Genomic DNA, 12,071 nt, shown 5'->3' on the forward strand with positions numbered 1-12,071 from the left:
CGGCTCGATGGGCAGAGTCGGCGCGTGCGCGGACAACGCCGCGATGGAATCGTTCTTCTCGCTGCTGCAAAAGAACGTCCTGGACCGTCAGTGGTGGCTCACACGGCAGGACCTAAGGTTGGCGATCACGACCTGGATCGAGCGGACTTACCACCGCCGGCGACGGCAAAGGCGCTTAGGAAAACTCACGCCCATCGAATATGAAACAATCAACCGGACCGCGCTCAAAGTGGCCTAAGACCCCGAGTCAACGAAAGCCGGGGCAGTCCCAAAGTCCAGGTCGTATTTCACGGTCTTGAACAGTGATTCGGAGTAGGGGTTGTCGTCCGAGACCCGTGGCCGGGAGTAGGACAGGGTGATGCCCAGAGACCGGGCCAGCTGAAGGGTGCTGCCGGCCCTCATGGGTGCCCCGTTATCGGCATGGAGCACCTCGGGGCGTTGCCGGTTTCCGGTGACGGCGTCCTTGATAAGTGCCGCGGCCAGGGACGCGGTTTCGGTGTGTTCGACCCGGTGCCCGACGACCTTGCGGGAGAACACGTCCAGCATCGTGTAGAGCCGGTAGGTGTGTTTCCCCGGGCCGTGGAGCATGGTGATGTCCCAGCTCCACAGCTGGTTCGGGGCGGTCGCGTGCACGACGGGTTTGGCTCGTTTGGGGCCGGTTCCGGTGCGTTGTTCGCGGCGGTCGCCGTTCTGCCCATACCGGGCCACGATGCGGTGGGCGGCGGCAATGGAGAAGTAGCAGTGCCCGGCATCGAGCATCCGGTAGTAGGCCTGGGTGACGGAGAGGTTGGCGTATTCCCGGGAGTTCAACAACTCCATGAACGCCTCCGCTTCGGCGTCGGTGATCCGGTTCGGGTAGGCCCGGTCAACGTGGGGCACCAGGACCCCCGCCGGCGTGGCCGGGCTCAAGTGCCGGTACCAGGACGTGCGGTGAACGCCCACCAGGGCGCAGGCCTTCACCGCGGACCAGCCGGCCGTGATCAGTTTCCCGGCAAAGGTCAGGGCGAGGTTTTTCCAGGTTTTGGCCTCAGCCAGTCCGGCCGCTGCGGCTCCGGTTCTTCCAGTTTCGGATCCGTCGCCGCCGCGCTCTTGGCCATCGCGTCCAAGAGCGCGGAAGCTTTTCCCAGAATGTCGACCGCAGCCTCGGACCGTGCCAGTTTGGCCTTAAGGATTTCGTTCTCCTTCAAGACCCGTTTGAGCAACTGCTTATCGCCGGAATTCAATCGCTGGTCCTGCCTAACGGTGTCGGATCTGGATCTCAGCTGACCGGCCTCCCTCTCCCGGCACCACTTGTTAATGGTGCCTTCGGTGATGCCGACCGCCCTGATGAATGCGGCTTTGGAGCCCCACTCGAGGCATTTGTCGTACTCATCCAGAATCGCGTGCTTCTGATCGGTCGTGAAGTGCTTCCGGTTCGAAGCACGCACGGGAATAACGAAATCCATGATGGACCTTCCCCGTCCCGAGCACCGGCCGCAGCGACAGCGAACCTGTCACACAACAGCCTGACACACAGGGAATCCGGACCAGTCCGACCGATGTACGGCCTAGTCCGACAGGCAGGGTGTGCACATTGTGCACACCCCCTCTTTTGCCTTCCGATGGCGACCCGGACTCACTGAAAACGCTCGCAACACACCACCTCGGCGGCGCGAATCGCCGGCGCTGGATTCATCAGGGAGGTGGCTTTCGAAAGCAAGAGTTGGAACCAAGCACATCGACTTCCATCACTCCCCTCCGTTGTTGATCCTCCCACTGTCCATCGCAGATCCGGCAGTGCACGACATTACCAACCCGGCCGATCGCGGAGGCCAACCAACAGAACTGACTACTGTCACCGTTCGGTGACATAATGGTCGGCAAAGGAGGCGGCCATGACAACTAGGACCAGCATCGACACGCCGGCAAACATCGGTGCAATCGTGCGTGCCCGCCGCCAGGCCCGCGGGCTGTCCCAGCAGGCCCTCGCCGACAGCGCAGGAGTTTCCCGGAAGTTCCTCATTGATCTCGAAGCCGGCCACGAACGGGCCGAACTCGGCAAGACCCTTGCCGTCCTGACGGCCCTTGGCCTGTCACTGGAAGCCACGGACCTCATCCCCCGCGGCAGCGACCACGACCCGGCGCGACGTGACTACGCGCAGACTTTCACGGAGCTGATTGCAACCCGGGACTTCGAGTTCGCCATCAAGATGCTCGCCGACTACGCCACCGCCTCCCTCAAAGCCGGCAGGCCATTGCTCCAACGCAGCCCCCGGCTCAAGGACCCGCACTGGTCCGCAACCCTCGCCGGTATCACCAACTACACAGCCCACCGGCTCGGCCAGCCCGCACCGTCCTGGACCCGACGCATCAAACCCCTCGACACCGCATGGATGCCGGCCGAGTCCTACAGGCACGTCCGAGAACCCATGAAACAACTCACCATGAACGAAACCCCGGAAGAACTCGCCGCCATGAACGTCTTTATCCGCGAACGCAGCCTGGCCACCGCATGAGTGGCGGCGAACTCACCGCGGCACAGATCCATGCCCTCCTGAAGGAACTCGCCAAGCGCCTCAAGGCCCGTGGCGCCCATGGGGACGTGAAGCTCGTCGGCGGCGCCGCCCTCATCCTGTAAGGAATCGGCAACCGCCCCACGGCCGATATCGATGCCAGTTACGCTAACAAAACTGCTGTCGACGCGATCGTCCGCGAAATGGCCACGGAGTACGACCTCGCACCGGGCTGGCTCAACTCCAACGCCGCAGCCTTCGTCCCTGAGAACGCCACCTGGGTCGAACTCAAACAACTCGACGGCCTCACCATCCAGGCAGCAGACACCGAAACGCTCCTGGCCATGAAGATCGCCGCCGAACGAGACAAAGGCACCCTCGACATTGCCCGGCTCCTGCGCCGGCTGAACATCACTAGCTCGAACGACGCCGTCGCGCTCGCCTACACCAAATAGGGAGAACAACTCCATCCCCCGGTACGGGGTGTCAGGATCGGAGACTGAAGGCAATAAGGGACGGACGCGTGATCCAGCCCTTGGATCTCCAATGCCCCGTCAGTTCTCCAATGCCCCGTCGCAGAGGCGGCCAACAACGTCGGTAAGCATGTCAACGCCGGCCACGAGGTCCTCGTCCTTGGTGTATTCGTGCTCGTTGTGGGAAATGCCGTCCACACTCGGCACAAACAACATGACCGTGGGCACAATGTCTTTCATGTTGGTGGAGTCATGCCCGGCGAGTGTCATCACTTCCTTGTAGGGCAGGCCCAAACCTGCGGCAGCTTTGGCTCCCAGTTCCACGCCTTCCGGCTGATATGGGGTCACGCTCCAGGAATGGGAGGTCCGCTGCTCCACCTGGACGCTGGCTGCCTGCTCCACTTCGGCCACGCGGCGGTGCAGCATGGCATCCGCTTCAGCCAGAGCCAATTCGTCGGCACTCCGGAGATCCAGCAGCAGGGAGACACGGCTCGGCACCACCACTGGAGAGTTCGGATAAACATCCAGTTGGCCCACGGAAGTGTGGACCTTGCCCGGGAAGGCGTTGGCGATCTCACGGGCGGCCACCACCAGCATGGAGGCACCCAAAAGAGCGTCGTGCCGGTCCTCGATCACGGCAGACCCGGTGTGCGCCTGCTCGCCGTGCACCACGAACTCGTACTTGTTTGCCGCCCAGTTGGAGTGCACCAGTCCGATCGTTACGGCGTCGCGCTCCATGGAACGGCCCTGTTCCACATGGATCTCCGCGCAGAAAGCCGCCTCGGGACCTTCCCACTCCGAGAGGAAGCCGTGACCGCCCTGCGCCTCGCCCACGGACACTCCGCGTGAATCTGTCACGGCCAGGGCATCCGCGAGTGCGAGCTTGCCCGTGTAGACGGACGAGCCCATCATGGATGGCTTGAAGCGGCTGCCTTCCTCGTTGAACCAGTTCACGACGGCCACGTTGTACTTCGGTGCGGTGCGCGCTCCGTTGTCCCAGGCGGCGGCGAGCCGGAACGCGGCGTGCGCTGCGGCGAGAACGCCGTATGCGCCGTCGTACTTTCCGGCGGTGGGCTGGGAGTCCATGTGCGAACCCACCACTACGAACGGGGCACCCGGCACCCGCTCGAGCAGTCCCCATTCGTTGCCGATCTGGTCGAAGCGGACGGTGAAGCCGCGGGCTTCGAGGATCGTGCGGAACCAGTTCCGCTGATCCGCATCGGCCTGGCTGGCAGCCTGACGGTCCACGCCGCCGTTGCCGGTGGCGCCAAATTCGCTCATGGTGCGGAAATCGGCAAGGAAATCGTCCGCGGTGGGGGCAGTCTGGGTGGTCATCAGTTCAGTTCCTTTATTTGTGAGTGGGTGGGGGCTCCGCCGAGCAGCGTCGCTTCGACGGTCAGATCAGTGAGTTCCGGGGTTTCCAGCGGGTTACCGGAAAGTACGACGGCGTCTGCCAGCTTCCCGGGGGCCAAGGAGCCTTTCGAGCCGGCAGCTCCCGTCGCTGCCGCCGCCTGCGTGGTGTAGAGGCTGAGGGCCTGCAGCCGGTCAAGGCGTTCTTTCGGGTTACCGAACACGCGGCCGGAGCCTGTCAGCCGGTCCACGTAGGCCTGCATGCCCCGGAGCACATCGCCGTCGGCCACGGGGCGGTCGGAACTGCCGGCCACCACCACTCCCGCGTCGATGAACGATGCGGCGCGGTATGCCCAGGCGGCACGCTCCTCCCCGAGCGAGGCGGCCATGTTGTCGCCTCCGTCGGCGAAGAAACTCGACTGGGGAGTAACAGCGATCCCGGCTGCGGCAAGCCGCGGTACCTGGTCCGGCCGGACTACGGAGGCATGCTCGATCCGGTTGGGGAGCACATTGGGGCCGTACCGCGCCTGGAGTTCCTCGAAGAGATCCAAGGCGAGGTCGATGGCCCGGTCACCGATGGCGTGCGCGGCAACTGCCCAGCCGGAGGAGTACGCCGCTTCGATGCGCTGGCGCAACTGCGCCGGGTCTTCCTGAAAGTAGCCGCTGGATCCGTGATTGCCAGATCCATGCGGATGGTTGCAGTACGGCTCGCTGACTGCGGCGGTGCGGCTCAGCAAGGAACCGTCCAGGAACACCTTCACCGGGCCCAGGGAAAGCATCTCCGAACCGAACCCGGAGTGGATTCCCAGGTCGAGACCAGTTCCGAGGCCATCCGTGGCATGGCCATGGACCGGGTGAAGAGCATCAAGGACGGGCATGACCTGCGCCCTGGCCTTCAAGGTGCCGGCTGCAGCGGCACGCTGGAACGCTGCCAGTTCCACGGAGCTCTGGCCGATCCAACCGCCGCCGATCCCGGCGTCGGTAAAGCTGGTGATGCCTTGGGCGGCGTAGATCCGGGTGGCTTCTTCCACGGCTTGCTGCAGCCGCGAAAGGGGCCTGGGTTGGAATGCACGCTGGAAGATCTCCTGCGCGGTCTCTTCCACTACCCCGGTGGGCAGCCCCTGTTCGTCACGCACAATCCGCCCACCCACCGGGTCCGGGGTGCCGGGCTCAAAACGGCCGACCTTCAGCAGCGCAGCAGTGTTGACCAGTGCCTGATGCCCGGAGTTGTGGCGGAGGAAGAGCGGCACTCCGTCAGTGACCGCATCCAAATCGGCCAGGGAGGGGAACTGCCCGTCGAAACGGTGATGATTGAACCCCGAGGCAATCAACCACCCGTCGGCGCCGCCTGCCGCGGCGGGCGCGGCCCGGCGCAGCAACTCCAGCACTTCCGGAAGGGAAGCGCAGCCGTCCACGGTCGGTTCCAGTAGTCCCAGCCCGAACCACGGGGTGTGGCAGTGGGCGTCGATGAAGCCGGGAACGAGGGTCCGTCCGCCGAGGTCGACGGCGCGCCGGGCACCCAGGTCGGCGATGTCGCCGTCGAGCCCTGCCACCCGGCCGTGCAGCACACCCAGTGAGCGTGCCGACGGCCGGGAAGGGTCCATCGTGATGATGTCTGCGTTGTGCAGGACGAGGTCCAGGTCCACAGGGTTCTCCAGTCGGTCCAGTCCAGGCTCAGGCCTTGAGGCCCTGCTGTTTGATGCTCAATGCCGGAATGGCCACGCCGGCCACGGCAGTGAGGGAGGCGACTATTACCAGCATCCATGCGCTCGGTACCCAGGAATTGCCGCTGGCAGCCAGGGACGCCGTAGCGATCATCGGGATGAAGCCACTCACCAGGCCTGCGAAGTTCGCGGCGATGGCCACGCCTGTGAAGCGGGTTTTCGTCGGGAAGAGGGCTGTGAGGGCAGCGCCGGATACACCGTAGGGAATGGAAAGAGCGCAGACACCTACTGTGACGCCGATGATGACGAGAGCGGGGATCGTGCTTTCGATCGCGAGGAACACCGGGAAGGCGAGCAGCGCGGTGGCTACGCCACCGAAGGTGATGACCTTGCTGGCACCGAACTTCTCCGCGAAGCGGCCACCGCCGATCAGAATCGGAATCTCGAAGACAGCCGCGATGAGCGGAGCTGCAAGCATCAGGGATCGGTCCAGCTTCAGAACGGTGGTGCCATAGAAGACCACGAAGGTGGTGACCAGGTAGAAGCCGCCGATACCGAGGAGTGCGACCGCAATGCCTACCAGGATCTGGCGCCAGGAGTTCTTCAAAACGCTGATGACGGGGGCACTCTCCGTTTCGCCCTGTTCCATCAGAGCTTCGAATTCGGGGGATTCGGAGAGCTTGGACCGGATCCAGATGGAAACCAGCAGCAGCGGGATGGCGATGAGGAACGGGATGCGCCAACCCCAGGCGTCAAAGCTGTCCTTCGCAAGGACGGCGCCGAGCAGAGCAAAGCCGCCCGCAGAAAGAATGGTGGCAATCGGGGACCCCAGCTGTGGCATGGCTGCATAGCGGCCGCGCTTTTCCACCGGCGCGTTTTCCACCGCGATGATCATGGCGCCGGACCATTCACCACCGACAGCCAGGCCCTGCACGATGCGCAGGAGAACCAGGAGGATCGGGGCCGCGATGCCGATAGCGGCGTAGTTGGGCAACAGGCCAACCAGTCCGGTGACGACGCCGATGCCCACAATCGTGATCATCAGGACCTTCTTGCGGCCCACCTTGTCACCGATGGCGCCGAAGATCAGCCCGCCGATAGGACGGACCACGAAGCCGATGGCGAGCGTGGCGAACGAGAAGATGCCGGCCAGGATCGGGTCCTTGGTGGCGAAGAACTGGACGTTGAAGACCACGGCAGAGGCCGTGGTGAAGAGGAAGAAGTCGTACCACTCAAGCGCGGTACCGACCAGGGCGCCGAGGGCGACCCGTTTGGTAACTCGCTCGTCAATGACGGGCGTGGGGGCGGAAATACTCATTGGGGTGCTCCAGGAAGAATTTTTTGGCCTGTGATGGGGGTCTCAGGCGCTGTCATTCCATGGTGACAGTTTGATTGCCCAAAATCCCTAGGGATTCATCACGGGTTTTCGCGCATAGAATGTGTGAATGCACAATCCTTCGAGTCCGGATGATGCCGACAATTGGAAAGGGCTCTTGCTGCGCATGACCGCCCAGGCACCGGCGATGGCTGCCGATTTCGTGGATAAGATTTCGGCGATCCCCGAATACTCCTCCGCGGCCGTAAGCCGAGACGATCTGCTCGCAACGGCCGAGGAGACCTTCACGCATTTGGTATCCGGGCTGCAGCGGGGCGAACGGACCCTGGAGGAAGGACTGGCCCGGGCTGCCCGGGAATTGGGCGGACGCCGAGCCAGGGCGGGTATTCCGCAGGAGTCGCTCACCTCCGCGGTGCGGCTGGACTTTCCGGTGATGTGGGCCCAGTTGCTGGGCCTGGCGGAGGCCGAGGACAGTGCAATGCTTGCCTCCCACGCAGAGGAGGTCTGGAATCTCGTAGACCAGTACGCCACACAGACCCGCAACGGCTTTATGGACGAACGGGTCCGCATGGCCCAGGAGGAAGCGGTGGTGGAGCGGGACTTCATCGCCCAGGTTTTCAGCCCAGGCGGGCTCGGGGCCGAAAACCTGCGTCGGATTGGATCTGCCCTCCATTTGAATCCGGAGGCAACGCTTTCCCTCGCCGCCGCCCGGGGTGAGGCCGGCGCAGTCCTGCGGGCAGTGGGGCTCGCGCCGGCGGCGCGGTCTAGGGTGTACATCTACGAATCCGGGGATGTAGTTTACGGCTTTTGGAAGGTTCCACCTACCGGATCGCCGCTGCCCCCGGGCCTGTCAAGAATTCCCTGCGGCCTGGTGTCACTGGTTCCAGGCCTTGCAGCGATCCGGGAATCGGCGCTGGAGGCAGAAGCACTTGCACGCGTGGCCCACGACGGCGACCCCGGCCCCTTGGAGATGGAAACCGCGTGGCCGCGGGTGGCCAGGCGGCTCCTGGACGACGCGCGGCTGCCCTTGAGGTTCGCCGTGGATCTGGCGTTGGAAGGATGCCGCGAAAGCGAGCGGGAACGGCTGGAGGAAACCGCACGTTCATTCCTGTCCACCGGGAACATCACGGCGACTGCAGCAGCCGTGTTCTGCCACCGCAACACGATCCTGAACCGCATGACACGGTTCCAGGAAGTGACCGGCATTGACCTTATGGTCCCGGAACAAGCAGCCCGGCTGGTGGTGGCCTGGGCCTGAGGATGGCAACCAGTTCATGCCTGATCGGCATGAACATGATCCCGGTTTGGTCTTAGACAGCATGCCTGAACTCTGGAGATAGTGATGTAACCCACCCCCAAGCATTCTCTGGAGTTCCCATGACCCCGCCCACCCCCTCGTCGCCGGCTCTTTCCGGCATCGTCCGCGAAGGACGCCTGGACCAGAAGAAGATGAACAAAATCGCCTTCGCCAGCGTCATCGGTACCACGGTCGAGTGGTATGACCTCTTCGTCTTCGGCACCGCCTCTGCACTCGTCTTCAACAAGATCTTCTTCCCCAGTTTCGACCCCATCGTCGGCACGATGCTCGCCTTCGGCACCTTCGCGTCGGCTTACATCGCGCGTATGGTCGGGGCGATCGTCTTCGGTCACTTCGGCGACCGCCTGGGCCGCAAATCCATGCTCCTGGTCTCCCTTCTCACCATGGGAGCCGCAACCTTCGCCATCGGCCTGCTCCCGGACTACAGCACCATCGGCATAATGGCGCCGCTTCTGCTGCTCCTGCTCCGCGTCATCCAGGGTCTGGCCCTCGGCGGTGAATGGGGTGGCGCAGTGCTGATGACCGTTGAGCACGCGCCCGCCGACCGCCGGGGCTTCTTCGGCTCCCTCGTCCAGGTGGGTGTTCCCGCCGGAACCCTGATCGCGAACGTCGCGTTCCTGATCGTGGCCTCTTCCGTCAGCGAGGACGCCCTGCACAGCTGGGGTTGGCGCGTCCCGTTCCTGGCATCCGTGCTGCTGGTCGCCGTCGGAATCTACATCCGCCTCAACATCGAGGAAACGCCTTCCTTCCAGGCAGTCAAGGACCAGGGCGCCAAGGCCAAGATGCCCTTCGCCGCCCTGATGGCCAAGTACTGGAAGCAGGTTGTCCTGGGCGGCGTGGCCACCCTCTCCACCGGCAGCACCTTTACCCTGCTGGTCGCATCCGGAGTCTCGTATGGCAAGAAGACCCTGGGCCATTCCGAGACCCTCATGCTCTGGGTGGTCCTCGCGGCCTGTGCTCTGGGCTTGGTCCTCATCCCGTTCTTCGGCCGACTCTCCGATAAGTTCGGGCGCAAGCCCATCATCTACGCCGGCGTCGCGGCTGAGGCCCTCCTGGCTTTCCCGATGTTCTGGCTCATGGACACCAAGTCCGTTGCCCTGCTGTTCGTTGCCTACCTGGCCATGATGACCGCATTCTGCGCCAACTACGGCCCCATCGCCACCTTCCTTGCAGAGCTCTTCGGTTCCAAGGTCCGCTACTCGGGCCTGTCCGTGGCCTACATGCTCTCCGGGCTGCTGGGTTCTGCCGCAACGCCATTCATCACCACCTGGCTGCTGGGCTTGACCGGCCAAAGTTCCTCGATCGCCTGGTACATCATGGCCGCCGCCGGACTCTCCCTCGTTGCGCTGTTCATCCTGGGCGAGACCCGCTACGGCAACATTGACGCGGTCGATGAGGCTCCGACCGCCCGGCAGGACGCCTGATGCAGCGGGTCACCGCGGCACCCGGGCTCGCACCCGCCGTCGGGCCCTTCTCCCAGGCGGTCTCGGCCAACGGCTTCGTCTTCGTCACCGGCCAGCTGCCTTCCGGTCCGGGCGGTCTGGAGGACCAGCCGGAGGATTTCGAAAGCCAGGTCAGGCGGACCTTGGAGAACCTCAGTTCCGTGCTGGAGGAGGCCGGGTCCGGCCTGGAACACGTGGTCAAGTGCAATGGCTACCTCACTGCGCCGGACCAGCTGGAGCCTTACAACCGGGTCTACTCCGAGTTCTTCGGAGAACACCGGCCGGCCCGGACCACGGTCTGCGTGAGTCTCTGGGGCGTAGCCCTCGAAATCGACTGCGTAGCCGTACAGCGCGGCATGGGTGGAGCACCCGTATGACGGCACCGGCAGCGGAGGACCTGCTCGCCCGACTGTCCCGCGTCAGCGTCCCCACGCTGGGGCACTTCCTCGAGGGCGGTTTCCTGCCACCGGAGATCCGCCGCCTTGCAGGCCATGGAACAGTGATCGGACGGGCCCGGACCGTGCGGATCGCCGGTCAGGACGCCCTCGCCATGAACCGGGCCATCCTCGGGCTGGAGCCCGGCGAATTCCTGGTGGTGGACATGTCCGGTGACCACGGGCATGCCCCGCTGGGCGCCGTCACGGCCGCCGCGGTGGTTGCACGTGGCGGAGTCGGCGTCATAGTCGACGGGTCGGTGACCGATCTGTCGGACCTGCAGGCTTCCGGCCTCAGCGTCCATGCCAGGGGCACCAGCTGCCTGACCACCAAGCGGCACGGCGGCAGCGGCTCCGCTGCCGGCGTCGTGCTCAATGTCGCCGGCGTGCACATCGCCGACGGCGGGCTGGTGCTGGCAGATGAGAACGGCGTGGCAGTGTTCACCCCTGAAGTTCTGGCGGGCGTGCTGCCTCTCGCAGAAGCATCCGACGCCGCAGAACCCGAGCTGCTCAGGAGGATCCGTTCAGGGGAGGCTCTGGATGGTCTTCTGGCTACTTAAGCGGCGGGCTGGGGCAAGATGGGCTTCATGAACCTTCGCCGGCTGCAGTACTTCCTGGCTGTCATTGACCACGGCACGGTCACCGGAGCAGCCGAAAAGCTGCACATGGCCCAACCCGCCTTGAGCCGCCAGATCAAGACCCTGGAACGGGAACTCAAGCTGGAGCTTTTCGAACCGCAGGGCAGCCGCCTGGCACTGACGGCGGCGGGCCGGGCCCTTGTGCCCCCGGCCCGCCGCTTGGTGGTGGAAGCGCACGACTTCGAAAATGCCGCTACCCTGCTGCGCACCGGGAAAGTGGAGCGGCTGGCCGTTGCGGCCACCAGCGCGTCGCTGCGTACCTTCCTTGCGCCGTTCATCGCCACCACAACACCGGCTGACCCACAGTTGGTGGCAAGGGAAACCAGCCATTTCGAAATGACGGAGTCACTGCGCCAAGGCTGCGATTTCGCCATCTCGCCACAGGCTCCTGACGGCAGCCTGCGGCATGTGGCCCTGGGCCGGGTTCCGGTGCGGGCGTACTTTCCGCCAGGCCACGAGTGGGCGCGCGACGGCGTCACGTCGCTTCCGCTGTCCGCGTTTGCCGGCATGCCGGCGATCCTCACCTCGCACCACAGCGTGAGCCGTTTCCTTCTGGACGACGCGCTCAGCAGGCACGATGTCACATTCAGCAGCGTCACCGAATGCGACGACGGCCAGAGCATCATGGCCCTTGCTGTCGCTGGTCACGGTGTGGGGTTTTCCACGGAGCGACCCCTCTACGGCGCGCATCCCATCCTGGTGCTGGACGAGGACAGCTTCCCGCCCAGGCCGCTGGGGCTCTCCCTCCATGTGGCCTGGCTCCCGGGGCACTATGCCGAAGCGATCATCGAAGAAATCTCCCTGCGCATCCGGGAATTCCTGCGAGTCGAAGGCATCACCCTCGGAGCATAAGGAACTGCTGGTGCGGAAGAAGCCCGACGGTGGTCGTTACGGACCGCCGTCGGGCTTCTTCGTGTCGTCCAA

The 12,071-nt window shown here is 64.4% G+C and carries 14 protein-coding genes; 9 read left to right on the forward strand and 5 right to left on the reverse strand.

The window, feature by feature from the left end; all coding sequences use genetic code 11:
* The coding region (locus ACNQPB_RS18805; RefSeq protein ID WP_498753944.1) for an integrase core domain-containing protein at positions 1–238 on the forward strand (238 nt) is incomplete at its 5' end.
* Here ACNQPB_RS18805 and ACNQPB_RS18810 read toward each other — a convergent pair.
* Positions 235–942 (reverse strand): transposase, encoded by a 708-nt coding sequence (locus ACNQPB_RS18810; protein WP_498753945.1) that lies wholly within the window; start codon positions 940–942, stop codon positions 235–237. The two genes, ACNQPB_RS18805 and ACNQPB_RS18810, sit on opposite strands and share 4 nt — an antisense overlap.
* A 56-nt stretch (positions 943–998) precedes the next feature.
* Complete coding sequence (locus tag ACNQPB_RS18815) at positions 999–1,445, reverse strand: transposase (RefSeq protein WP_498753946.1); 447 nt, start codon at positions 1,443–1,445, stop codon at positions 999–1,001.
* A 429-nt stretch (positions 1,446–1,874) separates the two neighbouring features.
* On the opposite strand from ACNQPB_RS18815, the gene ACNQPB_RS18820 reads away from it, so the two are divergent.
* The 3 genes from ACNQPB_RS18820 (at position 1,875) to ACNQPB_RS18830 (ending at position 2,947) form a co-directional block, all read left to right on the forward strand.
* Positions 1,875–2,495, forward strand: a complete 621-nt coding sequence (locus ACNQPB_RS18820; protein ID WP_498753947.1) for a helix-turn-helix transcriptional regulator — start codon at positions 1,875–1,877, stop codon at positions 2,493–2,495.
* Positions 2,492–2,617 carry a hypothetical protein gene (locus ACNQPB_RS18825; protein ID WP_498753948.1) on the forward strand — a complete coding sequence of 42 codons (126 nt, stop codon included), beginning with the start codon at positions 2,492–2,494 and terminating at the stop codon, positions 2,615–2,617. The genes ACNQPB_RS18820 and ACNQPB_RS18825 overlap by 4 nt, the downstream gene beginning before the upstream one ends.
* Before the next feature lie 78 nt (positions 2,618–2,695).
* Positions 2,696–2,947, forward strand: coding sequence for a hypothetical protein (locus ACNQPB_RS18830; protein ID WP_498753949.1), 252 nt, complete (start codon positions 2,696–2,698; stop codon positions 2,945–2,947).
* Between the two features lie 99 nt (positions 2,948–3,046).
* On the opposite strand, the gene ACNQPB_RS18835 is transcribed toward ACNQPB_RS18830, so the two are convergent.
* From ACNQPB_RS18835 to ACNQPB_RS18845, 3 genes are read right to left on the reverse strand one after another with little or no spacing between them, the layout of a single operon-like run.
* Positions 3,047–4,300 carry a M20 family metallo-hydrolase gene (locus ACNQPB_RS18835; protein WP_498753950.1) on the reverse strand — a complete coding sequence of 418 codons (1,254 nt, stop codon included), beginning with the start codon at positions 4,298–4,300 and terminating at the stop codon, positions 3,047–3,049.
* Positions 4,300–5,961: an amidohydrolase gene (locus ACNQPB_RS18840; RefSeq protein WP_498753951.1), complete on the reverse strand. Its 1,662-nt coding sequence runs from the start codon at positions 5,959–5,961 to the stop codon at positions 4,300–4,302. The genes ACNQPB_RS18835 and ACNQPB_RS18840 overlap by 1 nt, the downstream gene beginning before the upstream one ends.
* Before the next feature lie 28 nt (positions 5,962–5,989).
* Positions 5,990–7,297 carry an MFS transporter gene (locus ACNQPB_RS18845; protein WP_498753952.1) on the reverse strand — a complete coding sequence of 436 codons (1,308 nt, stop codon included), beginning with the start codon at positions 7,295–7,297 and terminating at the stop codon, positions 5,990–5,992.
* Positions 7,298–7,481: 184 nt separating this feature from the next.
* Between ACNQPB_RS18845 and ACNQPB_RS18850 the strand changes: the two genes are divergently transcribed.
* The 5 genes from ACNQPB_RS18850 (at position 7,482) to ACNQPB_RS18870 (ending at position 11,999) form a co-directional block, all read left to right on the forward strand.
* Positions 7,482–8,573 carry an RsbRD N-terminal domain-containing protein gene (locus ACNQPB_RS18850; RefSeq protein ID WP_498753953.1) on the forward strand — a complete coding sequence of 364 codons (1,092 nt, stop codon included), beginning with the start codon at positions 7,482–7,484 and terminating at the stop codon, positions 8,571–8,573.
* Positions 8,574–8,692: 119 nt separating this feature from the next.
* On the forward strand, positions 8,693–10,057 hold the full coding sequence (locus ACNQPB_RS18855) for an MFS transporter (protein WP_498753954.1): 1,365 nt from the start codon (positions 8,693–8,695) through the stop codon (positions 10,055–10,057).
* Positions 10,057–10,452, forward strand: coding sequence for a RidA family protein (locus ACNQPB_RS18860; RefSeq protein WP_498753955.1), 396 nt, complete (start codon positions 10,057–10,059; stop codon positions 10,450–10,452). Before ACNQPB_RS18855 ends, ACNQPB_RS18860 begins: the two co-directional genes overlap by 1 nt.
* A complete protein-coding gene (locus ACNQPB_RS18865) occupies positions 10,449–11,069 on the forward strand; it encodes an RraA family protein (protein WP_498753956.1) in 621 nt (206 codons plus the stop codon). Before ACNQPB_RS18860 ends, ACNQPB_RS18865 begins: the two co-directional genes overlap by 4 nt.
* A 27-nt stretch (positions 11,070–11,096) precedes the next feature.
* A complete protein-coding gene (locus ACNQPB_RS18870; protein ID WP_498753957.1) occupies positions 11,097–11,999 on the forward strand; it encodes a LysR family transcriptional regulator in 903 nt (300 codons plus the stop codon).
* Positions 12,000–12,071 lie beyond the last annotated feature (72 nt).

It is taken from the genome of Curtobacterium sp. LFS079 (assembly GCF_047977865.1).
GTDB lineage: Bacteria > Actinomycetota > Actinomycetes > Actinomycetales > Micrococcaceae > Arthrobacter.